Annotated in this window: 22 protein-coding genes; 11 read left to right on the forward strand and 11 right to left on the reverse strand. The window is 63.9% G+C overall.

The genetic code is table 11. The annotated features are described in order from the left end of the window. The first annotated feature begins 76 nt into the window (after positions 1–76). A complete protein-coding gene (locus F3H41_RS06910) occupies positions 77–478 on the forward strand; it encodes a PRC-barrel domain-containing protein (RefSeq protein ID WP_149737831.1) in 402 nt (133 codons plus the stop codon). A 59-nt stretch (positions 479–537) separates the two neighbouring features. Here the strand turns inward: F3H41_RS06910 and F3H41_RS06915 are convergent, their stop codons facing one another. Beyond that, entirely contained in the window at positions 538–1,680 is a 1,143-nt protein-coding gene (locus tag F3H41_RS06915) for an FAD-binding oxidoreductase (RefSeq protein ID WP_149737832.1), read from the reverse strand. A gap of 100 nt (positions 1,681–1,780) precedes the next feature. On the opposite strand from F3H41_RS06915, the gene mnmD reads away from it, so the two are divergent. Together mnmD and F3H41_RS06925 are read left to right on the forward strand one after the other, a co-directional pair. After that, positions 1,781–2,530: a tRNA (5-methylaminomethyl-2-thiouridine)(34)-methyltransferase MnmD gene (gene mnmD / locus F3H41_RS06920; RefSeq protein ID WP_149737833.1), complete on the forward strand. Its 750-nt coding sequence runs from the start codon at positions 1,781–1,783 to the stop codon at positions 2,528–2,530. A gap of 127 nt (positions 2,531–2,657) precedes the next feature. After that, the gene (locus tag F3H41_RS06925) at positions 2,658–4,238 is read left to right on the forward strand and encodes a trimethylamine methyltransferase family protein (RefSeq protein WP_149737834.1); all 1,581 of its coding nucleotides are present in this window, start codon (positions 2,658–2,660) and stop codon (positions 4,236–4,238) included. Positions 4,239–4,500: 262 nt separating this feature from the next. Here the strand turns inward: F3H41_RS06925 and F3H41_RS06930 are convergent, their stop codons facing one another. Beyond that, positions 4,501–4,947: a host attachment protein gene (locus tag F3H41_RS06930; protein WP_149738250.1), complete on the reverse strand. Its 447-nt coding sequence runs from the start codon at positions 4,945–4,947 to the stop codon at positions 4,501–4,503. Between the two features lie 264 nt (positions 4,948–5,211). Here F3H41_RS06930 and F3H41_RS06935 point away from each other — a divergent pair, with 264 nt between their 5' ends. After that, positions 5,212–6,315 carry a DNA alkylation repair protein gene (locus tag F3H41_RS06935; RefSeq protein ID WP_149737835.1) on the forward strand — a complete coding sequence of 368 codons (1,104 nt, stop codon included), beginning with the start codon at positions 5,212–5,214 and terminating at the stop codon, positions 6,313–6,315. A 334-nt stretch (positions 6,316–6,649) separates the two neighbouring features. Continuing rightward, positions 6,650–7,969 (forward strand): DEAD/DEAH box helicase, encoded by a 1,320-nt coding sequence (locus tag F3H41_RS06940; RefSeq protein ID WP_244616129.1) that lies wholly within the window; start codon positions 6,650–6,652, stop codon positions 7,967–7,969. A gap of 99 nt (positions 7,970–8,068) precedes the next feature. Here the strand turns inward: F3H41_RS06940 and F3H41_RS06945 are convergent, their stop codons facing one another. After that, positions 8,069–8,980 carry a DMT family transporter gene (locus F3H41_RS06945; protein ID WP_149737837.1) on the reverse strand — a complete coding sequence of 304 codons (912 nt, stop codon included), beginning with the start codon at positions 8,978–8,980 and terminating at the stop codon, positions 8,069–8,071. 411 nt (positions 8,981–9,391) lie between these two features. On the opposite strand from F3H41_RS06945, the gene F3H41_RS06950 reads away from it, so the two are divergent. The 3 genes from F3H41_RS06950 to F3H41_RS06960 are packed head-to-tail and all read left to right on the forward strand — an operon-like array spanning position 9,392 to position 12,568. Next, positions 9,392–10,786: a circularly permuted type 2 ATP-grasp protein gene (locus F3H41_RS06950; protein ID WP_188129390.1), complete on the forward strand. Its 1,395-nt coding sequence runs from the start codon at positions 9,392–9,394 to the stop codon at positions 10,784–10,786. Positions 10,787–10,789: 3 nt separating this feature from the next. After that, positions 10,790–11,731 (forward strand): alpha-E domain-containing protein, encoded by a 942-nt coding sequence (locus tag F3H41_RS06955; RefSeq protein WP_149737839.1) that lies wholly within the window; start codon positions 10,790–10,792, stop codon positions 11,729–11,731. A gap of 12 nt (positions 11,732–11,743) precedes the next feature. Beyond that, on the forward strand, positions 11,744–12,568 hold the full coding sequence (locus F3H41_RS06960) for a transglutaminase family protein (RefSeq protein ID WP_149737840.1): 825 nt from the start codon (positions 11,744–11,746) through the stop codon (positions 12,566–12,568). 77 nt (positions 12,569–12,645) lie between these two features. On the opposite strand, the gene F3H41_RS06965 is transcribed toward F3H41_RS06960, so the two are convergent. The 7 genes from F3H41_RS06965 to chvE all read right to left on the reverse strand — a co-directional run bounded on the left by F3H41_RS06965 (position 12,646) and on the right by chvE (position 20,272). Beyond that, the gene (locus F3H41_RS06965; RefSeq protein WP_149737841.1) at positions 12,646–13,059 is read right to left on the reverse strand and encodes a type II toxin-antitoxin system VapC family toxin; all 414 of its coding nucleotides are present in this window, start codon (positions 13,057–13,059) and stop codon (positions 12,646–12,648) included. Next, on the reverse strand, positions 13,056–13,298 hold the full coding sequence (locus F3H41_RS06970) for a type II toxin-antitoxin system Phd/YefM family antitoxin (RefSeq protein ID WP_149737842.1): 243 nt from the start codon (positions 13,296–13,298) through the stop codon (positions 13,056–13,058). The genes F3H41_RS06965 and F3H41_RS06970 overlap by 4 nt, the downstream gene beginning before the upstream one ends. 118 nt (positions 13,299–13,416) lie before the next feature. Continuing rightward, on the reverse strand, positions 13,417–15,156 hold the full coding sequence (araD, locus tag F3H41_RS06975; RefSeq protein ID WP_149737843.1) for an L-arabinonate dehydratase: 1,740 nt from the start codon (positions 15,154–15,156) through the stop codon (positions 13,417–13,419). Positions 15,157–15,228: 72 nt separating this feature from the next. Beyond that, positions 15,229–16,224 (reverse strand): AraD1 family protein, encoded by a 996-nt coding sequence (gene araD1, locus F3H41_RS06980; RefSeq protein WP_149737844.1) that lies wholly within the window; start codon positions 16,222–16,224, stop codon positions 15,229–15,231. 125 nt (positions 16,225–16,349) lie between these two features. Then, positions 16,350–17,555 (reverse strand): multiple monosaccharide ABC transporter permease, encoded by a 1,206-nt coding sequence (gene mmsB / locus F3H41_RS06985; RefSeq protein WP_149737845.1) that lies wholly within the window; start codon positions 17,553–17,555, stop codon positions 16,350–16,352. Then, positions 17,555–19,090: a multiple monosaccharide ABC transporter ATP-binding protein gene (gene mmsA, locus F3H41_RS06990; protein ID WP_149737846.1), complete on the reverse strand. Its 1,536-nt coding sequence runs from the start codon at positions 19,088–19,090 to the stop codon at positions 17,555–17,557. The genes mmsB and mmsA overlap by 1 nt, the downstream gene beginning before the upstream one ends. Before the next feature lie 111 nt (positions 19,091–19,201). Beyond that, positions 19,202–20,272 carry a multiple monosaccharide ABC transporter substrate-binding protein gene (gene chvE, locus F3H41_RS06995; protein WP_149737847.1) on the reverse strand — a complete coding sequence of 357 codons (1,071 nt, stop codon included), beginning with the start codon at positions 20,270–20,272 and terminating at the stop codon, positions 19,202–19,204. Between the two features lie 301 nt (positions 20,273–20,573). Between chvE and F3H41_RS07000 the strand changes: the two genes are divergently transcribed. Further along, entirely contained in the window at positions 20,574–21,566 is a 993-nt protein-coding gene (locus tag F3H41_RS07000; RefSeq protein WP_149737848.1) for a LysR family transcriptional regulator, read from the forward strand. Between the two features lie 39 nt (positions 21,567–21,605). Next, positions 21,606–22,091 carry a hypothetical protein gene (locus F3H41_RS07005; protein ID WP_149737849.1) on the forward strand — a complete coding sequence of 162 codons (486 nt, stop codon included), beginning with the start codon at positions 21,606–21,608 and terminating at the stop codon, positions 22,089–22,091. A 6-nt stretch (positions 22,092–22,097) separates the two neighbouring features. On the opposite strand, the gene F3H41_RS21485 is transcribed toward F3H41_RS07005, so the two are convergent. After that, entirely contained in the window at positions 22,098–22,391 is a 294-nt protein-coding gene (locus F3H41_RS21485) for a hypothetical protein (RefSeq protein ID WP_244616130.1), read from the reverse strand. Positions 22,392–22,738: 347 nt separating this feature from the next. Here F3H41_RS21485 and iolG point away from each other — a divergent pair, with 347 nt between their 5' ends. After that, positions 22,739–23,731, forward strand: a complete 993-nt coding sequence (gene iolG, locus F3H41_RS07015; protein WP_149737850.1) for an inositol 2-dehydrogenase — start codon at positions 22,739–22,741, stop codon at positions 23,729–23,731. Positions 23,732–23,799: the final 68 nt, after the last annotated feature.

Genomic DNA, 23,799 nt, shown 5'->3' on the forward strand with positions numbered 1-23,799 from the left:
GCAAACCGGAAGAAGAAAGGAACTATCGCAGTGACTTTCGCATTAGGGAGGTACAAACACGAAAGGGAGAAACACCATGACCTATCAAGATACTGTCACAAATCGTGATGTTCGCGACGCATCGGTGCGTGAAACCCATGATCTCATTGCCAGCGACAAGGTCGAAGGCACGAAGGTCTATGGCAGCGATGGAAAGCACATCGGTTCCATCGAGCGTGTGATCATCGAAAAGCGCTCGGGCCGCGTTGCCTACGCCGTCCTCGCCTTCGGCGGTTTCCTCGGCATCGGCCATGACCACTATCCGCTGCCCTGGTCGAAGCTGACCTATGATGAAAACCTCGGCGGCTACCGGACGGATGTGACGCGCGATCAGGTCGAAAACGCCCCGCGCTATGACAACGAAGACGACTATTCCTGGAACGCCGATAATGGTCGCAAGATCTACGATTACTACGGCGTACCGCCCTACTGGATGTAAAATCCAAGCAAAAACATATGCTTGTCGTCTTGACCTGACTCTGATTCAGAACGTCAAGATCAGGCTTGCCGCATGAGCCGGACATGCTCCCCGACATCGAAAGATGCGGGGAGCTTTCGTTTGGCCGGACGCCCGACAATGTCGTCCACCACCGCTTCGGCCAGCAGATGGGCGAGGCCGAAACTGACCTTGAAGCCTCCGGCCAGCACGTGGACGCCCGAATGCTCGGCAAGCCGCCCCACCATCGGCTCACGGCCGATCGCCCGCGGCCTGAGGCCCGCCCAGCGTTCGACAACGCGTCCGCCGGCCAAGGCCGGGGCAAGCGCGAGGGCACGGGCAAGGAGGTCATCCAGCTGACTGTCGGTCGTCGCCGGATCGACAAATTCGTCTTCGCTGGTACTCCCGATGGCGACGGTCCCATTGTCATGGGGCACGATGTACAGCCCGTCCTGAAACAGCACCAAACGCTCCTTCGCCTCAACGCCATCCAGAAGCGCCGCCTGCCCTTTCACCGGCCGGCCGCTGCCAGCGGAAGCGCCTTGCACAAGTCCGTCGATCAAGGGAAAGGCGCCTGGCCCGGCCGCGATCACCAGATCGCCGAAGCCGATCCGCTCCCCGCCTTCAAGCATCACCTGCCGCGCCGCGCCATCGACCGAGACGACACGCGCCCCGCGCCGGATCGCAGCATTCGGCGCGCGCTCGATGAATGCGCAGAGCATGGCGATCGTGGCCCGTGGCGAGAGCCGTCCCGCCAGCGTCTCGACCACCACGCCAGCCGCCGAGGCTTGCGACGAGGGCCAGCCCTCGACATCCGGGCGATCCGCCACCTTCCACGAAAAACTGCGCCCTCCGACCCGCCACCGCGTCTCGGCCTCCGTCGCCCGCGCCTCGGCCAGCGCGCGGTGATGCGGCTTGGCGAGCGGCAGGATACGTCCCGTCCGGGCATAGCCGGCAGAAAGCCCGGTGGCCGCTTCCAGGGCCGCGATCTCGTCTTCGAGACTCGCGAGCGCTTCCAGCTGGAGCTGCTTCTTCTCGTTCCAGCGCTCCGGCAGGTGCGGCATGAGGGCACCGAGCAGCCCGCCGCTGGCGCCGGCTCCCGGCCAGCTGGCATCGAGCACCAGCGTCTCCATGCCGGCGCGAACGGCGTGCACGCCCGCCCACAGGCCCATGATCCCGCCGCCGACGATCACCAGTTCCGCCATGCCTCATCCTTTAAGAAAACATCAACGCCCCGGCGCAAACTGCGGTTTCGACTCACGGATCGGCTTTCGCCGCCGGCCATTTTGCGCTATCGCCGCGCCCATGCAGGACACCGAAAGCCCCACAGCCGAGCCGACCGTCGAAACCCATGCGCCGCTCACCTGGCACGCGGGCGATATGCCCTATTCGCCTGCCTTTAGCGACCACTTTTATTGCCGCGAGGACGGCCGCGCCGAATGCGGCCATGTCTTCCTCGCCGGCAATGGTCTCCCGGAGCGCTGGCAGGCCCCGCGCCCCTTTGCCATCGGTGAACTCGGCTTCGGCACCGGGTTGAACTTCTGCGAAACGCTGCGCCAGTGGCGGCTGACGAAGGTGACCGGCGCCAGCCTCTCCTTCACCTCCTTCGAACGCTATCCGATGACCACGGAAGAAATCGGCCGGGCGCTTTCCCGTTGGCCGGAAATCGACCGGGAGCGACAAGAGCTCGTGGCCTGCTGGCCCGCCACGCCGTCCGGACATGTCACGCTGACGTTTGCAGACGACGTGACCCTGACCGTCGTCTGCGGTGACGTGCTGGAAACCCTGCCGGCCTGGCAGGCGCCGATGGACGCCTGGTATCTCGATGGCTTCGCGCCGTCGCGCAATCCGGCCATGTGGTCGATCGAAACGCTGACCCGCGTCCATGACCGCACCCGCCGCGGCGGTCGCTTCGGAACCTATGCCGCCGCCGGATTCGTGCGGCGCAATCTTCAGGCCGCCGGCTTCGCGGTCGAGCGTCGCAAAGGCTATGCCGGAAAACGCGAAATGCTGTGCGGCGAACGGCCCTCCAGCCCGCCACTTGTCGTGGACTGACACGCAAACGGCGCAAAGCGCACAGAAATCACCCCTGCTGTCGAACTGGCTTGTCGCATTTGGCAGAGCTTGTGTCGGAAAAATCTGCGAGCTTCCCGTCATCGGAATCGAGGACGGGGACATCACCATGGATGAGCACGACGGCGCAGCAATGGAAACGGGCGGAACGCCGGTCGAACGGCGCCGGCGAACGGGCGGACGCGGCGGCGATCGCGGTCGCAAGCTTGGCCCCGGCGCCAAATATCTCAACCTGATCAACACGATCGAGAAATCGACTGTGCTGTCACCCGAAGCGCTTGAATCGATCCATGAGGCGTCGCTGACCATCCTCGAGGAAATCGGCATGGACGTCATCCTGCCGGAAGCCCGCCAGCGCATGAAGGCGGCCGGCGCGGATGTGACGCCCGGCACCGATCGCGTCCGCTTCGACCGCGGCCTCATCATGGAGATGATGGCGAGCGTCCCCGAGCAATTTACCATGCATGCCCGCAATCCGCTGCGCAATGTGCGGATCGGCGGCAACAACCTCGTCTTCGCGCAAATCGCCTCGGCGCCCTTCGTGGCGGACCGAGATGGCGGCCGGCGAACCGGCAACCAGGCGGACTTCCGCAAGCTGGTAAAGCTCGCGCAGATGTATGACGTCATCCACACCACCGGCGGCTATCCCGTCGAGCCGGTCGACATCCACGCCTCCGTGCGCCATCTCGACTGCCTCTCGGATCTCGTCAAACTCACCGACAAGGTCTTCCACGTCTATTCGCTGGGCCAGCAGCGCAACACGGACGGCATCGAGATCGCCCGCATCGGCCGTGGCATTTCCATGGAGCAGATGGAGCGCGAACCCTCGCTCTTCACCATCATCAACACCTCCTCGCCACTGCGCCTTGATGGCCCCATGCTGCAGGGCATCATCGAAATGTCCTCGCGCGGCCAGGTCGTCGTCATCACGCCCTTCACGCTGGCTGGCGCCATGGCGCCCGTGACGATCGCCGGCGCGCTGGTGCAGCAGAACGCCGAGGCGCTCTGCGGCATCGCCTTCACGCAGATGGTCAGGAAGGGCGCGCCGGTCGTCTATGGTGGCTTCACCTCCAACGTCGACATGAAGACGGGCGCCCCCGCCTTCGGCACGCCGGAATACATGAAGGCGGTCGTCGCCGGCGGCCAGCTCGCCCGCAAATACAAGATCCCCTACCGCACCTCCAACACCAATGCCGCCAACACGCTGGACGCGCAGGCGGCGTATGAATCGGCCCTGTCGCTGTGGGCCGTCACGCAGGGCGGCGGCAATTTCGTCATGCATTCGGCCGGCTGGACGGAAGGCGGCCTGACGGCCTCCTTCGAGAAGTTCATCCTCGATGTCGATATGCTGCAGATGGTGGCGGAGTACCTCACGCCGCTCGATGTGAGCACCGATGCGCTCGGGCTCGACGCCGTGCGCGACGTCGGCCCCGGCGGCCACTATTTCGGCACGCCGCACACGCTCGCCCGCTACGAGACAGCCTTCTATTCGCCGATCCTCTCCGACTGGCGCAATTTCGAGACCTGGACCGAAGCCGGCCGCCCCACCACCTACGACCACGCCAACCGTGTCTTCAAGGACAAGCTCAACCAGTACGAACGCCCCCCGCTCGACCCGGCCATCGAGGAGGAACTCGATGCCTTCGTGGCCAAGCGGAAGGCGGAAGGCGGCGTGGCGACGGATTTTTGAGGGGATAAAAAGCCTGTGCTGCCGTGGCCTCCCACCCGCCCCTTGAGGGGGCGGGTCGCCGCAAAGCGGCGGGGTGGGGTGACCCTGGGGCACGCCCACGGAACCAGAGAAGACGACGAGCGTGCGTTCAATGGCACGGACCGGCATTCACGAAAGCCACCGTCGTTACGCTAGACCTGCGCATTCTCTTCAACGCCGCGGATCACCCACCCGCTGCTGCGCAGCGAACTCCCCCTCAAGGGGAGGTGGGAGCCCACACCCCTCAGTGAAACACCACCGACCGCACGGAGTTGATGATCTGCTCCGTCGGCAGGTTGGTGTAATTCTTGTCGATCTCGGCCACCGTCTTTTCGCGCACCTTCGCGCCCATCACGGTGCGCAGCGTGCCGAGCGTCTGCGGGGCGGCGCAAACCACCAGACCGTCAAACGCACCATCGGCGGCATAGGCATCCAGCTTGGCCGCAAGATCGGCAACGAAGCGCTCCTGCTCGACCTGAACCGGATCGGACGAATATTCCATCGCCGAGCGGCCGGGGCCGACGGAGGAGTGGCTGCGACCGGGCTTGTCGGCCATGATGTCCTTTGCCTGCTTCGTCTCGATCTCGAAGACCTCCTGCTCCGGCATGGAACCATTGTCCTTCACGAGATTGACGCCCTTGAGCAACCGGGCGCTGTTGCCATCGGCGGCGAGAATCCAGGTATTCGTCATGGTCATCAGGTGGTCCTTTCGTCGTTATATCGCGCCCTGCGCGCACACGCGCTCCAAGGCCCGAAGTCCCAACGCCGGTGCCCCCGCGCGTTTCCATCACGATCACGTGATCGTGGCGCAGTCGGGTGACCGGCGAAGACCACGGCATCAGAGTGTCCGTGCCATCATCGTCACACGGATCGGAACCTGCCAGACCATCGACAAGCTGCCAGCGATGCGGCATGTCACGTCAACCAACCCTTCCGCCTGCTCCCGGGACGATCCATGGCCGAACCGCTGAAGAACCTCATCGATCCCGCACTGGTCGCGACCATGACCACCGCCCTCACCGCCTCATCGCCCGACTTTGACGCCGCGCGCTTCACGTCCATCGCGCTTGCGGACCTCGACAGGCTCGAACTGATGCAGCGCGCTCAGCAGGTTCGGGCCGCTCTGGAAGCATCGCTGCCGGCCGACTTCGCCGCTGCTGCCGATAGTCTTGAGAGGGCGCTGCCATCGGGTGAGCGTCCGGGACTGAAGGGCTGGGCCTTGCTGCCGGTCAACCAGTTCGTGGCGCTGCACGGACTTGATCATTTCGACCGGTCGCTCGCCCTTTTGAAAGCGCTCACGCCGCATTTCACGGCCGAATTCGGCATTCGCGCATTCATCGCCGCCGACCAGAAGCGCGCGCTCGCCACCATAGCCGGCTGGGTCGACGATCCCGATCCGCATGTGCGCCGCCTCGCCAGCGAGGGCACCCGCCCGCGCCTGCCCTGGGCCTTGCAGTTGAAGGCGCTGATCGCGGAGCCACGCCCGATCCTGCCGATCCTCTCCGCGCTCATCGACGATCCCTCCGACTATGTCCGCCGCTCGGTTGCCAACAGCCTGAACGACATCGCCAAGGATCATCCGGATGTGGTGGCAGAGGTGGTCGCGACGCACCTGCCGGGTGCCTCGCGCGAAAGACGCCAGTTGCTGCGCCACGCCTGCCGCACGCTGCTGAAGCGGGGCGAGGCGGCGATCCTTGGCCATTTCGGCTTCGCGCAAACCGAGGCGATCACCGCCACCTTGACGCTCGGCGCCAACCGCGTGCGCTTCGGAGACAGCCTGCCGCTGACGCTCACCGTCGAAAACCGCGGACCGGTAGCCAGCGAGCTGATGATCGACTACGCCGTGCACCATGTGAAGGCCGATGGGAGCCTGTCTCCGAAGGTCTTCAAGTGGACCGCAGTCAGCCTTGCGCCCGGCGAGACGCGAAGACTGGAACGTCGCCACGCGCTGCGCCCCATCACCACGCGCCGCTATTACCCCGGCCGCCACGCGGTCGATATTCGCGTCAACGGGGCGATCCTTGCTGATGCGGAATTCGACCTGGACATGGACGGCTGAGGCAAAGCTCATTTTGCACTGCGGGAAAATCGCTTGACTTTCTCGGCGAAAACACCGACATGCAGGCCAGCGTACCTTCCGGCTGCCGCGTGAGCGCCGTGCAGAGAGACTGTTCTGCGAGGAAGGCGGGCGCGACATACCTGTTGCCGCACTCCGTGGCCAGCCGCCTGACGCCAACTCAATCAACCCACAAGTTCCCAATCACGCGGGGTTCTTGACGCCAGAGACACCGGATCGGCATGCGGCCGCCCCGGGGATTGTGCTTTGGCGCCCCCGAAAGGCAAAGATATTGACCACGTTCTCCGACCTCGGCCTGTCGCCGCAACTGCTTTCCATGCTCGCGACCGCCGGTTATGAGACCCCCACCCCCATCCAGGAAAAGGCGATCCCGATCGTGCTCGAAGGCCGTGACGTGATCGGCCTCGCCCAGACCGGCACCGGCAAGACGGCCGCCTTCGGCCTGCCGATGATCCAGAACCTGACGGCCGAAAACCGCCGCGCCGATCCGCGCAACGTGCGCGCCCTCGTGCTGGCCCCGACCCGCGAACTCGTCAACCAGATCGCCGCGAACCTGAAGACCTTCGTCGCCAAGTCGCCGATCCGCATCACCACGGTCGTCGGCGGCGTCTCCATCAACCGCCAGATCGAAACGCTGGCCCGCGGCACCGACATTCTCGTCGCCACGCCCGGCCGCCTGCTCGACCTCATCAACCGCAAGGCCGTGACGCTGACAACCGCGCGCTTCCTCGTGCTCGATGAAGCCGACCAGATGCTCGACCTTGGCTTCATCCACGACCTGCGCAAGATCTCCAAGCTCGTGCCGAAAAAGCGCCAGACGCTGCTCTTCTCCGCCACCATGCCGAAGGCGATCGCGGAACTGGCCGGCGACTACCTGACCGACCCGCTGCGCGTCGAAGTCACCCCGCCCGGCAAGGCTGCCGACAAGGTCGAGCAGTATGTGCACTTCGTGGCCGGCAAGGAGCAGAAGACCGACATCCTGCGCAAGACGCTGGCCGACAATCCGGATGGCCGCTCCATCGTCTTCTCGCGCACCAAGCATGGCGCCGAGAAGCTGTCGAAGCACCTCGAAACCATCGGCTTCAAGGTCGCCTCCATCCATGGCAACAAGAGCCAGGGCCAGCGCGAGCGTGCGCTTGCCGGCTTCAAGGACGGCACGATCAAGGTGCTGGTCGCCACCGACGTTGCCGCCCGTGGCATCGATATCCCGGCCGTCACCCACGTCTTCAACTACGACCTGCCGGAAGTGCCGGACGCCTATGTGCACCGCATCGGTCGCACGGCCCGCGCCGGCCGCGACGGCATCGCCATCGCCTTCTGCGCGCCGGATGAAGTGCGCCTGCTGCGCGACATCGAAAAGCTGATGAAGATCGAGATCGCCGTTGCCAGCGGCGAGCCGCCGGTCCGCACCCAGGGCGCCCCGGCCGGCCAGCAGCCGAAGCGCAAGCAGAGCCAGCACCGCAAGGGCCAGGGCCCGGCCGCCCAGGCCGCCCACGAAAACGCCCAGGCCAAGCGCAACCGCCGCAACAACCGCCCGGCCCGCCCGAGCGGCGGCCAGAACAATGGCGGCAATGCCGGCCAGAACGCCGGCGGCCAGAACCGCGGCAACGGCCAGCGCCGCCGCGAAACCGCGTAACGCGCCACAGGGCTCCGCTTGAGCCCCTGCAAAATGAAGAAGACCGGCGCAGCCCCCAAAGGCCGCGCCGGTCTTTTCACGTCAGGGCCACGATCGCCGTCATTCCGCCGGCGTCACCTCGACCGGCTGCGCCTTGGCCTTGCGGTTCGTCAGCCAGACACCGGTGACGGCGATCACCGTGCCCAGAATCATCGGGCCCGTCAGCGCCTCACCGAAGACGATGGCCGCCTGCACGGCGGCAAGCGGGGGGACCAGATAAATGAGGGAGGCTGCCCGCGAGACCTGGCCGCGCCGGATGAGATAGAGCAGCAACCCCACAGCCCCCATCGACAGAACCACGACCGACCAGAACAGGATGAAGACCAGCGGCCAGCCGAACACAAGCCGGTGTTCGGGCTCGAAGACCAGCGCCAGCGGCAGCGTCACCATCAGGGCTCCGACATATTGGAGGGTGGCGACGGCGCGCAGATCCCCATGCGGAAGAAACTTCTTCTGGTAGAGCGTTCCAAGCGTGACCGAGGCCATGCCGAGGACGTTCACTCCCACCGCAACGAGGCTGATCGGCGTCACGCCGGGGTCGATGGCGAGCACGCGGGGCAGCACGGCGATCGAAATGCCGACAAAACCGAGGAAAATACCGAGGACCTGCAACCGGCTGACCCGCTCGCCGATCATCAGCGGCGCGGCCGCCACCGTCATCAGCGGCTGCAGCCCGGCAATGATGCCGGACAGGGCCGCCGGCACGCCATGGCGCACCGCCCACCAGACGCCGGCAAGGTAAAGGCCGTGCAGGAAGACGCCGGTGACCAGCGCATGCACGATATCGCGCGGCCGCCGGAGCCAGGACGCGCCAGCGAAGCCAACAATGGCCGCAAAGGCTACGGCCGTCAGGAAATTGCGCAGGGCCAGCAGGGTGAAGGGATCGGCATAGGGTCCCACATATTTTGCCAGCACCCAGCCGCTCGACCACAACAGCACGAAAATGGCCGGCGCCAGCCTGTCGAGCGTCATGCAAGGCCCCTGTCGTCACGCGCGTTCGTCATGGTCTCACGCCTTTCCGTTGGCGTGTGGGTAGGCCGCACCGGCGCGGGGGTCAAAGCAATTTTCTTGATGGCAACGATCAAGCAGCCGGTTGCCGGCAATACGCACGAGCGATGCCCTAAAAAGCGGCCGACCGCCCAAGTTTAAAGCAGGTCCTGGCCTTTCAGGCCGGATAAAATCCGCAAGGCCCGGGCGACATCATAAGTTGCGAAGAGACCTTGCAAAATCAAACGGCAGAAGCACCTATTTAAGGCATAAAAAGACGGTCTTCGCTCCTGCAAAATTCCTGCGCGCGAATTGTGCATGCTTCTTGCATTGTGAATTTCGTTGTACTCAAATGCTTAAAAATGAATGGGGACCGCTGCTTTGGCATTCGATGAAATGATGAACGCGGACGACACGCCGCGACAACCGTACCAGACCTACTATGACTGGTATGCAAGCCAGGACCGGTCCCGGTTAATCTCCAAGTCCAAGGATGCCGAGAACATCTTTCGCAAGACCGGCATCACCTTCGCCGTTTACGGCCACGCCGATTCCTCTGAAAAGCTCATCCCCTTCGACCTCATCCCGCGCATCATTTCCGGCCGCGAATGGCGCAAGCTGGCGCAGGGCATCGAACAGCGCGTCATCGCCCTCAACGCCTTCCTCGACGACATCTACCACAAGCAGGAAATCATCCGCGCCGGTCGCATTCCCCGCGAACTCATCGAGAGAAACGTTGCCTTCCTGCCGCAGATGATCGGCTTCCGCCCGCCGGGCGGTGTCTACACCCACATCGTCGGTACCGATATCGTGCGCACCGGCGAGGACCAGTTCTACGTTCTCGAGGACAATGCCCGCACGCCCTCCGGCGTCTCCTACATGCTGGAGAACCGCGAGACGATGATGCAGATGTTCCCCGAGCTCTTCCACGAGAACCGTGTGCGCCCCGTGGAAAACTACCCCTACCTGCTGCGCCAGAGCCTTGCCTCGCTCGCCCCGCCCGGCTGCAAGGGCAAGCCCCGCGTTGCCGTCCTCACCCCCGGCATCTACAACTCCGCCTTCTACGAACACGCCTTCCTCGCCGACATGATGGGCGTGGAACTGGTGGAGGGTTCCGACCTCAAGGTCATGGACGGCAAGGTGAAGATGCGCACGACGCGCGGCTACGAGGCAATCGACGTGCTCTACCGCCGCGTCGACGACGACTACCTCGATCCGCTGACCTTCAAGCCGGAATCCTGTCTCGGCGTTCCCGGCATCATGGACGTCTACCGCGCCGGCAACATCACGATTGCCAATGCGCCCGGCACCGGCATTTCCGACGACAAGGCGATCTATTCCTACATGCCGGAGATCGTCGAGTTCTACACTGGCCGCAAGCCGCTGCTGGAAAATGTGCCCACCTGGCGCTGCTCCGAGCCGGACAGCCTGAAATACGTGCTTGAAAACCTCGCCGACCTCGTCGTCAAGGAAGTCCACGGGTCCGGCGGCTACGGCATGCTGGTCGGCCCGACGGCGACGAAGAAGGAGCGCCAGCTCTTCGCCGAAAAGCTTGCCGCCAAGCCCAACAACTACATTGCGCAGCCGACGCTGTCGCTCTCCACCGTCCCGATCCTCGTCAACAAGGGCATCGCGCCCCGCCACGTGGATCTGCGACCCTATGTGCTTGTCTCCGACAAGGTGCAGATCATTCCCGGCGGGCTCACCCGCGTGGCGTTGAAGGCGGGCTCGCTCGTCGTCAATTCCAGCCAGGGTGGCGGCACCAAGGACACATGGGTTCTGGAGGACTGATCGATGCTCGGAAGAACGGCCAACGGCCTTTACTGGATGTTCCGCTATATCGAGCGGGCCGAAAACACCGCCCGCCTCGTCGATGCCGGCCTGCGCATGTCGCTGACCCGCTCGCAAGGGGTGGAGGACGACTGGGACGGCGTGCTGCAGAGCGCCGACGTGCGCGCCCTCTATAACGAGACGCATGAGACGCTGACGAGCCAGGACGCGGTCGATTTCCTGCTGCGCGAACGCGCCAACCCCTCCAGCGTCATGTCCTCGATCGAGGCGGCCCGCAACAATGCCCGCATGGTGCGCACGGCCTTGACCCGCGAAACCTGGGAAGCCGTCAATGAATGCTGGATCGAGCTGAAGGCGCTGCTCGCCAAGCGCGTCAAGCCCACCGACCTTCCCGGCGTGATCGATACGATCAAGCGCCGCGCCGGTCTGATCCGCGGCGCCTTTCACGGTACCATGCTCCGCAACGAGCTCTACAACTTCTCCCGCATCGGCACCTTTATCGAACGCGCCGACAACACCGCTCGCATTCTCGACGTGAAATATTACGTCCTGCTGCCGGCGGTGACGCAGGTCGGCTCCTCCATGGACAATGTGCAGTGGGAATCGATCCTGCGCTCCGTCTCGGCCCATCGCTCCTACGGATGGGTCTATGACGCCGAACTGAAGCCCGCCAACATTGCTGACTTCCTGATCCTCAACGGCCGCCAGCCCCGCTCGCTGGCCTACAGCTACGAGAAGATCGTCAGCAATCTCAACTATCTCGGGCTGGAATACGGCGAAAAGCTCGCGGCACACCGCACGGCGGAAGATACGCTCGCTTCGCTCACCACCGGCTCCATTGCCGACATCATGAATGGCGGCCTTCACGAGTTCATCGAGGATTTCGTCTCCAGCAACAACCGGCTGGGGCAGGAAATCGCCGATGGCTATCGGTTCTACCAGTAAGACGGAGGCGGTATGCGACTGTCCATCCATCACCGCACCGAGTATCGCTATGACGAGCCGGTGCAGTTCGCCCTCCAGCGCCTGCGCCTGACGCCCGTCACCGGGCCCGGCCAGACCGTCGTGGAATGGACCGTCCAGGTGGACGGCGCCACGGTGGAGGTGAGCTACGCCGACCAGTTTCTCAACCAGGTGCATCTGGTGAGCGTGGCCGGCGGGCGCGACTCGATTATCGTCACCGCCGTCGGCGAGATCGAAACGGAAGACCGCGCCGGCGTTTTCGGTCCTCACACCGCCCATACCCCGCTCTGGCTCTTCCTGCGCGAGACGCCGCTGACCAAGCCCGGCAAGCTGGTGCGCGAGATTGCCCGCAGTTCCACCGGCGAAAGCGATCTGGCGCGCATGCATGCGCTGATGGAACTGATCAACACCACCGTGTCCTACACGCCCGGCGCCACCGACAGCTTGACGACCGCCGAACAGGCGCTGGAAGCCAAGGCGGGCGTGTGCCAGGACCACGCCCACATCTTCATCGCCGCCGCCCGCACCCTCTCGCTCCCGGCACGCTACATCTCCGGTTACCTGCTGATGGACGAGGTCGAGCAGCAGACGGCGACCCACGCCTGGGCCGAAGTCTTCCTCACCGGCCTCGGCTGGGTCGGCTTTGATGCTGCCAACAAGATCTGCCCGGACGCGCGCTACGTGCGCATTGCCACCGGCCTCGACTACACCGACGCCGCCCCCATCTCCGGCCTCGTCAACGGCGCGGTCAACGAGACGCTGGATGTCACGCTGACGGTCCAAGAGGGCGGTCAGAGCCAGAGCCAGTCGCAGGGTTGAGTGGATGAGGCCGGGTTGCGGCACCCCGCTCCCCGGTCTGACTGACCTTGGTTTTCCGAAGCAGAAGCAGTCGATCGTCAGCTCTCAGCGTCGATGGTTTCAACGTGTCCCAAATGCGAATAGGCAAGGATCGCCCTATCGGCGGTCATAAGCGGGCATCGGAGAGTGCGGGCCGTGGCGACGATCATGCGATCAGCCGGATCCGGGTGAAAGGAGCCTGGAAGGCGCACGCTCTCAATCGCAATGCGCGCATCCAGTGGCACAAGACGCAAACTTGGAAGTGCGATAACGCGCTCGAACCATCGATCAATCGCTTCATCAAGCAGCAGCCTGCCGTTTTCGACGAGCATGGCTATTTCCCATAGGCTGATCGCAGCGAGGAGCACGGATCCGGCATCCGTGCTGTCTTCCAGTCGGCGGAGAGCGGTCCGACCAAGGCGCGGATTTCCCTCGACCGCCCAAACAAGCACGTGCGTATCGACGATGATCACCGGGCGGCGTCCCAGTCACCGTCCGCGACCGGTGAAAAGGGATCATCAAAGCGCAGCACGGTCCCCCGCAGAGCACCGACGATCGAAGGGCTCGGCTGCGACGGCGGCAAGGGAGTGAGAGCCGCAACGGCCTTGCCACGTTTGGTGACAATCACCGGCTCGCGCGTCTCGGCGACCTCGTCAATCAGCGACAGGCACTTTGCCTTGAACTCTGCCGCACCAATGACCTTCCCTGACATGACCATATCTCCTGACCACATCGAATGTAGTCTGCCCCCTCTCCTCAAGCAACACTCCCAAACGCAAAAGGGCGACGCTCGCGCGCCGCCCCTTGTCGATCCCGTCGGATGCAACTGTTCAGTGGCTGTCCTTGCCGACCGCACTGCCGCGACATCCCTTGAGGAAGTCGAGGTCGGCGCCGGTGTCGGCGCCCTCAACGTGCTGCTGGTGCAGCCAGGCATAGCCGGAGGTCGGCAGGTCGTGCTGCGGCTTCCATTCGGCCAGACGCGCCGCCAGCTCTTCTTCGGAAATGTCGAGGTGCAGGCGCCGGTTCGGCACGTCGAGCTCGATCATGTCGCCGTTCTTGACGACCGCCAGCGGGCCGCCGACGGCGGCTTCGGGCGAGGTGTGGAGAACGACGGTGCCATAGGCCGTGCCGGACATGCGGGCGTCCGAGATGCGCACCATGTCGGTGATGCCCTTGCGCAGAACCTTGGGCGGAAGGCCCATATTGCCGACCTCGGCCATGCCCGGATAGCCCTTCGGGCCGCAGTTCTTCATGACCATGACACAGGTCTCGTCAATATCGAGCGCCTCGTCGTTGATCTTTGCCTTGTAGTCGTCGATGTCCTCGAAGACCACGGCGCGGCCGCGATGCACCATCAGATGCGGCGAGGCGGCGGACGGCTTCAGAACGGCACCCTTGGGGGCAAGATTGCCGCGCAGAACGACGATACCGCCCGACTGGGTCAGCGCCTTCTCGGCCGGCAGGATGACGTCCTCGTTCCAGTTGACGACGTCCTTGACCTCGTCCCAGATCGTATCGCCCGACACGGTGATGGCATCCTTGTGCAGGAGGCCGGCTTCGCCGAGGCGCTTCAGCACCACCGGCAGGCCGCCGGCATAGAAGAACTCTTCCATCAGATACTTGCCCGACGGCATGAGGTTGACGATCGTCGGCACGTCGCGGCCGCAACGGTCCCAATCGTCAAGCGTCAGGTCGATGCCGGCACGGCCGGCCATGGCCAGCAGGTGGATGACGGCATTGGTCGAGCCGCCGATAGCCGCATTGGTGCGGATGGCGTTTTCGAAGGCCTGCTTGGTCATGATGTCGGAGGGCTTGAGGTCGTCCTTGACCATCTGCACGATGCGGCGGCCGGAAAGCTGCGCCATCACCTTGCGGCGGCTGTCGACGGCCGGGATGGCGGCATTGCCGGAGAGCGCCATACCCAGAGCCTCGGCCATGGAGGCCATGGTGGAGGCGGTACCCATCGTGTTGCAGGTGCCGGAGGAGCGGCTCATCGAGGCCTCGGCCTCGAGGAATTCGGCCTGCGTCATCTCGCCGGCCTTCACCATTTCCGAGAACTTCCACAGATGCGTGCCGGAGCCGACCCGCTCGCCGCGGAAATAGCCGTTCAGCATCGGCCCGCCGGTGACGACGATCGACGGCAGGTCGCAGGAGGCCGCACCCATGATCAGCGAAGGCGTGGTCTTGTCACAGCCCACCAGCAGCACGCAGCCGTCGATCGGCTGGCCGCGGATCGCTTCCTCGACGGCGAGCGCCGCAAGGTTGCGATACATCATCGCTGTCGGGCGGAAGGTGTTTTCCGACGCCGAGAAGACGGGAACCTCGACCGGGAAGCCACCGGCCTCCCAGATGCCGGCCTTCACCTTTTCGGCCAGTTCGCGCAGATGCCCGTTACAGGGCGTCAGGTCCGACCAGGTGTTCATGATGCCGATCACGGGACGCCCGTCGAAGAGATCGTGCGGGTGTCCCTGGTTCTTCAGCCAGCCGCGGTGATAGATCACGTCGCGGCTGGTTCCGCCATACCATTCCTGCGAGCGCAGCTTGCGCGGCCATTGGGCTTTCTTAGTCATCTTTCAATCCTCAATTCCGTCCTCGGTCCCGGCCGGGAGCAGCCGGTCCGTGCGGCGCGGGATCCTGGAGCCTCAAAGGCCATGGATCTCGACGGTTTCAGTCTCAGCAATGGCGAGCCGGTTGCGCAGCGGCGCCCCGAAGCCCTCGGCCTCGATCTCGAAGAGATCGCCGGCCCTGGTCTCGATACCGTCGCCGAAGGAGAGCGTGGCCGTGCCGAACATATGCACATGCACGTCGCCGGGCTGGCGGAAGAGACCGTACTTGAAGTGGTGGTATTCGAGGTTGGCGAAGCTGTGGGACATGTTCGTCTCGCCCGACAGGAAAGGCTTTTCCCAAAGGACCGCGCCGTCACGCCAGATGCGCGAGGTGCCGCGAATGTCGGCCGGCGGTTCGCCGACCCGGATTTCCGGGCCGAAGCTCGCCGGTCGCAGCTTGGAATGGGCGAGGTAGAGATAGTTGACCCGCTCCGTCACGTGGTCGGAGAACTCGTTGGCGACGGCAAAACCGAGGCGGAACACATCACCCTTGGAAGAGATGACATAGATGCCGGCCATTTCCGGCTCCTCGCCGCCATCCTTCGCAAAGGAAGGGGAGACGAGATCGGCGCCGGGCGCGACAGACTGGGTGCCGTTGCCCTTGTAGAACCACTCCGGCTGCACACCGGTCTCGCCAGCCGCCGGCTTGCCGCCTTCAAGGCCCATCTTGAACATCTTCATGGTGTCGGTGGCGCCCTCCTCCACCTTGGAGGCGGCGGCATGCATGGCATCGCGCGTGGCGGCAGAGCCGAGATGTGTCAGGCCCGTGCCGGTCAGGTGCAGATGCGCCGGATCCGGATGGGTGATCGGCGGCAGGAAACGACCGGCCTCGGCAATGGCCGCAAGATCGACGCTCTCGCCATAGCCCTTGGCTTCGATGGTAGCGGCAAGGCTCTTGCCGCTGTCGGCTGCCTCGAGCGCCAGCGCATAGACGCTGGCCGCGCCGGCAACCACGCGGGCCGGTTCGCCCGCTGCGGTACGTACCGCAACCGAGATCGAACCATCAGGATTGGAAAACTGCGAAATCAGCACGGGGCATTCCCTTTCATCGTTCCGTCGAAGAGGGCGGAGGGGGCCGCCGGTCTTCTGATAAGTCGCGCCTTGATCGGGCCGCCATCAGCGGCGACCCGGGGACCAGCGCGGCGGGCTGATTGCGATCAGCCCTTGTTCTTGTTGTAGACGTCGAAGAACACGGCCGCGAGCAGCACCAGGCCCTTGACGAGCTGCTGGTAGTCGATGCCGAGGCCGACGATCGACATGCCGTTGTTCATCACGCCCATGATGAAGGCGCCGATGACGGCACCCGTGATCTTGCCGACACCGCCGGACGCCGAGGCGCCGCCGATGAAGCAGGCCGCGATCACGTCCAGCTCGAAGCCCACGCCGGCCTTCGGCGTTGCCGAGTTGAGGCGCGCTGCGATGATCATGCCGGCCAGCGAGGCCAGAACGCCCATGTTGACGAAGGTGTAGAAGGTCAACCGTTCGGTATTGATACCGGAAAGCTTGGCGGCCTTCTCGTTACCGCCCATGGCGTAGATCCGGCGGCCGATGGTGGAGCGGTTGGTGAGGAAGGTGTAGAGCGCAATCAAAAGCGCCATCACCACCAGCACGTTGGGGAAACCCTTGTAGGTCGCCAGCTGGTAGCCGAGGAAGATCGCGACGATCGCGGTGACGGCCATCTGCAGGACGAAGAAGACGAAGGGCTCGTTCTCAGTGCCGTGCTTCTCGTTGATCGCCCGGTTCTTCAGGCCGAAGTAAACGGCGAGCGCGACGAGAACGAGGACGACCACGAGTGAAAAGAAGTTGGCAATCGTCTCCGGCGCGGGATTGACGAAGTAGAGCAGGTCCGGAACGAAGCCCGTCGACAAGGACTGGAAGTCCTTGGGGAAGGGTCCGATCGGGCGGTTCTGCAGCACGAGGTAGGTCAGCCCGCGGAAGACGAGCATGCCGGCGAGCGTGACGATGAAGGATGGAATTTTCTGGTAGGCGACCCAGTATCCCTGCGCGGCGCCGACGATACCGCCGAGCACCAGGCAGATCGGCACGACGATCGAATAATGGATGCCCCATTTCACCAGCATGATCGCGGAAAGGCCGCCGGTGAAGGCGACGATCGAGCCGACCGACAGGTCAATATGACCCGCCACGATGATGAGCAGCATCCCGAGCGCCATGATGACGATGAAGGAGTTCTGCAGGATCAGGTTGGTGATGTTGACCGGACGGAAGAGAACGCCCTGCGTGATGATCTGGAAGAACACCATGATGACCACGAGCGCGACCAGAAGGCCGTATTCGCGGATGTTGTTCTTCAGGTATGCCCCGATCGAGGTCTGGTTGCTTGCGCTGGTTTGACCGGCCATTAGTGTTTCTCCCCGGAGCGCATGATGGCGCGCATGATGGTTTCCTGGCTTGCCTCCGCCTTCGAGAGCTCGGCGACGATGCGCCCTTCGTTCATGACGTAGATGCGGTCGCAGGTGCCGAGCAGTTCCGGCATCTCCGAAGAGATCATCAGGATGCCCTTACCTTCGGCTGCAAGCTGGTTGATGATGGAATAGATCTCGAACTTGGCCCCGACGTCGATGCCGCGCGTCGGCTCGTCGAGAATGAGCACTTCCGGATTGGTGAAGAGCCACTTCGACAGCACAACCTTCTGCTGGTTGCCGCCGGAGAGGTTCACCGTCTCCTGATAGATCGAATGCGAGCGGATGCGCAGCAGCGAACGGTAATCGGTCGCAACCTTGGTTTCCTTCCGGTCGTCGATGACGCCGGAGCGCGACACGCCCTCGAGATTGGCAAGCGTGGTGTTTTCCTTGATGTTGTTGATCAGCACGAGGCCCAGATGCTTGCGGTCTTCCGTGACATAGGCAAGGCCCGCATCGATCGCCTTCGGGATCGTCGAGACGTCCACGGGCTTGCCGCGCATCGTCACCTCACCGGTGATCTTGTGGCCCCAGGACCGGCCGAAGATGCTCATCGCCGTCTCGGTGCGCCCGGCGCCCATCAGGCCGGCGATACCGACGACTTCCCCGGCCCGCACGGTGAAGTTCACGTCATGCAGGAATTGCCGGTCGCGGTGATGCTGGTGGAAGACGTTCCAGTTCTTCACCTCCAGCAGCGTCTCGCCGACCTTCGGTTCGCGCGACGGATAGCGGTCTTCCATGTCGCGGCCGACCATGCCCTTGATGATGCGGTCTTCGCTGATGTCTTCCTTGTGACAGTCGAGCGTTTCCACCGTGCCGCCATCGCGCAGGATCGTGATGTTGTCGGCGACCTTCTTGATCTCGTTCAGCTTGTGCGAAATGATGATCGAGGTCATGCCCTGCGCGCGGAACTCCATGAGGAGGCGCAGCAGAGCATCCGAATCGGTCTCGTTCAGCGAGGCGGTCGGCTCGTCGAGGATCAGTAGGCGCACCTTCTTCGACAGCGCCTTGGCGATTTCCACCAGCTGCTGCTTGCCGACGCCGATGTCGGTGATGAGCGTGGCCGGCGCTTCCTTCAGGCCCACTTTGGCCAGAAGCTCGCGCGTGCGCGAAAAGGTCTCGCGCCAGTCGATGACGCCGCCGGAGGCGATTTCATTGCCGAGGAAGATGTTTTCCGCAATCGACAGGAGCGGCACGAGCGCCAGTTCCTGGTGAATGATGATGATGCCGAGATGTTCGCTGTCGGCAATGGTGGAGAAGCGGCGCACCTCGCCGTCATAGACGATGTCGCCCTCGTAGGTCCCGGCCGGATAGACGCCCGAAAGCACCTTCATCAGCGTCGACTTGCCGGCGCCGTTTTCGCCGACGAGGGCATGGATTTCGCCTTCGCGCACCTTGATATTGACGTTGTTCAGGGCCTTGACGCCAGGAAACGTCTTGGTGATGCCCCTCATTTCAAGAATGATCTTGTCCATCTTGCGCATTCCAGATCCGGATGCCGGGCAACGTCGGGCCTGGCGTCCAACCGTGAAGTGGAAAGGGCCCGCTTGTGAAGCGGGCCCCGGATGACTGATCCGGTTAGGGGATCAATTGTCGATCTGCTGTTCGGTGTAGTAGCCCGAGCCGACCAGGACTTCCTTGGCATTGGCCTTCGTCACGGCAACCGGCTTCAGCAGGTAGGACGGGATGACCTTGACGCCGTTGTCGTAGGTCTTCGTGTCGTTCACCTCCGGCTCCTTGCCTTCCATGATCGCGTTGACCATGGAAACGGTGACCTTGGCGAGTTCGCGGGTGTCCTTGAAGATCGTCGAGTACTGCTCGTCGGCGAGCATCGACTTGACCGACGGAAGTTCTGCGTCCTGGCCGGTGACGACCGGGATCTTCAGGTCGCCAGAGCCGTAGCCGACGCCCTTGAGGGCCGAGAGGATGCCGATGGAGAGGCCGTCATAGGGCGACAGAACGCCGTTGACCTGGGCATCGGTGTAGGTCGAGGACAGCAGGTTTTCCATGCGGGCCTGGGCAACGGCACCGTCCCAGCGCAGCGTGCCGACGGTTTCCATGCCGGTCTGGCCGGACTTGATCACGATCTCGCCGCTGTCGATCATCGGCTGCAGGACGGACATTGCGCCATCGTAGAAGAAGAAGGCGTTGTTGTCGTCCGGGGAGCCGCCGAACAGTTCGACGTTCCACGGCTTGACGTCCGGGAACTTGGCCTTCAGGCCCTCGACCAGCGTGTTGGCCTGGAGAACGCCGACCTGGAAGTTGTCGAAGGTGGCGTAGTAGTTGACGTTGCCCGAGTCGCGGATCAGGCGGTCATAGGCGATGACCTTCACGCCAGCGTCGGCAGCCTTCTGCAGGATGTCGGAGAGCGTCGTGCCGTCGATGGCGCCGATGACGAGAACCTTGGCACCCTTGGTGACCATGTTTTCGATCTGGGCGAGCTGGTTCGGAATGTCGTCGTCGGCAAACTGCAGGTCCGGCGTATAACCGGCTTCCTTGAACAGCTTTTCCATCGTCTCGCCGTCCGAGATCCAGCGCGTGGACGTCTTGGTCGGCATGGAGATGCCAACGACGCCCTTGTCCTGCGCAACGGCCGGGGCAATGAACGAGGCTACGCTCATCGCGGCTGCTGCAAGAAGCGAAGTGATAAATTTCATACGTCTCTCCCTGAGTGTTGGTGCCCTGCCTGATGAGCAGGGCGACATGCGCAAGGCGTCGTGCGTCCGGAAGTTTCCGGCGGAGGTCCAAGGTGAAAAGAAGTCCTCCCGGCCTGACACGCTCCCACGTGCACTGGCGCAATGGGCGCAAACTGGAATCAATCAGCATAACTGTCAAATTCATTATTTGGCTATTCACATACCAGATTTGTTATGTTGAATATAAACAGTGTGATTTTTCGCAAATCTGAACGATTGGCGAGCCACCATCGGTAAAAAGAACCTTAACGGGAAACCTGCCATGCCCCCGCGTCCGCCGACTGCCAGCACCGATATGTCCGAAGTCGCCATTCTGCGCGCCGGCCTGAAGATCAGCCATCTCCGGCTGATTCTGGCACTGGAGGAACACCGCCAGATCAGTGCTGCCGGCGAAGCGCTCAACATGTCCCAGCCCGCGGCCTCCCGCATGCTGGGCGAAATCGAGGCGATCCTCAAGGCACCCTTGTGTGAACGGGTCGCGCGCGGCATCGAACTGACCGAATTCGGGCGGGCGCTGGCGCGCCGGGCCCGCGCCGTTCTGCTGGAACTTCGGGAGGCGGCCCGCGAGATTTCCGAGCTGAAGAGCGGCAGCGGCGGCTCGGTCTCCCTCGGCTCGGTCACCGGCCCGGCGCTCAGCCTTGCCGTGCCTGCCATACGGCAGATCTCGGCCGCCTATCCCGGCATCTACATCAACGTGCAGATCGAAAACAGCAACGTCCTGACCCGTGAATTGCTCGCGGCCCGCCACGATTTCGTGGTCGGCCGCGTGCCCGACGATGTCGATCCGCGGCTTTTCGATCTGGTGGAGATCGGCGAGGAGGATGTCTGCCTCATCGTGCGCGAAGGTCATCCCCTGCTTGAGCATCCTGGCGCACGGCTGGCCGACATGACGGAGTTCGACTGGGTGTTCCAGCCGCGCGGCACGCTGCTGCGCAGGGCCGTCGAGGACAGTTTTGCCGCCTCTGGCGTGCGCCTGCCCTCCACCGTCATCAACACCTCCTCGATCATCATGACCCTGTCGATCGTGCGCCACTCCAATGCTATCGCCCCCGTTGCCCGCGATGTCGCGACCATGATTGCCGGCAACGGCACCGCGATCGGGGAAATCCGGGTTCTGCCGGTCGATGTCCTCATCCGCATCCGCCCCTACAGCCTCATCACCGCCCACGGCCGCGCGCTCCCGCCAAGCGCGAAGCTCCTCTACGACCTCATCCTCAAACAGGCCCGCGCCCTGCCCGACATCAGCCTCGCGTAACCGCGCCATGCTGTTCTTCCCGCCCGGAGAAACCCTTGCATGTTCGCACGATCGGTATTCCAGTCGGTTCTGGAACGGCTGAAGGAAGAGGCTGAAACCACGGAGGACCGGGTGTCACCCGCCTTCGGTGCGCAGCCGCGCGGCCTCGGCGCAGGCTTCGTGGTCGGCGGCGCCGATGGGGCGGGATCGGCCGGCGCCGACATGGTCCGCCGCGCCTATGATGCCTTCGCCCTGGACGAGGCGGCGACGCCACCTCTCTGCGAGACGGCGGTGGGAAAGGCAGACCCACCTGTCATGCCCGCACATCTCCTTCGCCAGTCCCCGGAAGAGATCGCCGCCGATCTCGGCATTGCCGAACAGGAAACGCCGGACAGCCTTGCCGCCCGGCGCAGGGCCTTCGCGGCCCTCAACCATCCCGACCGTCACCCTGTGGACTTCCACGCCGAAGCGACACGGCGGATGATGATCGCCAACATGCTGATCGATGAAGCGCTTCGTCGCCTGAAACGCCGCGCGGCAGGCTGAGACGGATCAGGCGTCCTTCTTCTCGACCGCAACCGGCTCGGCGGCGCCTGTCGTGGACGACGCCTCGTCCGCCGTCATGGCGCCCGCCTCCGATTCGGCTGCCGGCTCCGGATCCTTCGGCTTGTAGAACAAGAGCAGCGAAGCGCCCGTATAGGCCGCCATGGCGAGGAACAGGTAGCCCCACATCTCGTTGCCGTTCATGAACTCGACCGCCGTCCAGCCGGAGGTGAAACCGACGATCAAGAGGCGCACCCACAACGGACGATAAAAGGGGTGGTCCGGGTCGATGAATTTCAGCATCATGGCAGCGGGCCTTTCTGGGCAAGGGGATACCGCCCGGAAGCGGCGACGCTCCCCTCGACGGCTCGGACGGCCGCACTTTGCAAGGCCGCCATCATCAGGACATGTGGGCGGTCTTTTAGGGTGTCGCCAGTGCGCAGGCAAGCTTGACGCCGCCATCGGTTATGGAATAAAAATTCCGCAACGGAGGAAATGTTTCATTCATTCCATTGCGAACGGTTGAGACGCGATCTCGACCGCCCCTCCCCCCAATTCTGCGACGGTCCCCGTCGTGCGCCTTTGCGATCGTGGGCGGTGAGCACGAACGCGTCCCGCCGGGCAGGCCCGGCCTTTGAAAAGAGACGATCATGACTGTGAGATTCGGCCTTCTCGGCGCAGGGCGCATCGGCAAGGTTCACGCCAAAGCCGTCACGGGCGATCCCGATGCCATCCTCGTTGCCGTTGCCGACGCCATGCCGGCGGCGGCCGAGGCGATTGCCAAGCAGTATGGCTGCGCGGTCCGCACCATCGAGGCGATCGAGGCGGCCGACGATATCGACGCCGTCGTCATCTGCACCCCGACCGACACCCATGCCGACCTGATCGAGCGTTTCGCGCGCGCCGGCAAGGCGATCTTCTGCGAAAAGCCCGTCGATCTCGATGCCCAGCGCGTGCGCGATTGCCTCAGGGTCGTCAAGGACACCGGCGCCAAGCTGATGGTCGGCTTCAACCGCCGCTTCGACCCGCATTTCATGGCCGTCCGCCAGGCGATCACCGACGGCGCCATCGGCGATGTCGAGATGGTGACGATCACCTCGCGCGATCCCGGCGCTCCGCCGGCCGAATATGTCAAGCGCTCCGGCGGCATCTTCCGCGACATGACCATCCATGATTTCGACATGGCCCGCTTTCTGCTCGGCGAAGAGCCGGTCAGCGTCACGGCCCATGCGTCTGTGCTGGTGGACCCGGAGATCGGCAAGGCCGGCGATTTCGACAGCGTTTCCGTCATTCTGGAAACAGCCTCCGGCCGTCAGGCGATCATCTCCAACTCGCGCCGCGCCACCTATGGCTACGACCAGCGTATCGAGGTTCACGGCTCGAAGGGCCTCGTCTCGGCGGAAAACCAGCGCCCCGTGTCGATCGAAATCGCCAATGGCAGCGGCTACACCCGCCCGCCGCTCTATGATTTCTTCATGACGCGCTACACCGAGGCCTATGCCAACGAGATCGCCGCCTTCATCTCCGCCATCGAAAAGGGCACGCCCATTTCCCCGACCGGTGACGATGGCCTTGCGGCCCTGATCCTGGCCGATGCCGCTGTCCAGTCCGTCGCCGAAAAGCGCCGCATCACGGTCGGTTGATCCGCCAAGGGCACCATCAAGAACGAAAACGCCGGCCTTCGCGCCGGCGTTTGCATGTCATGGGTCGA

This window comes from Rhizobium sp. RU20A, assembly GCF_900155885.1.
Lineage (GTDB): Bacteria > Pseudomonadota > Alphaproteobacteria > Rhizobiales > Rhizobiaceae > RU20A.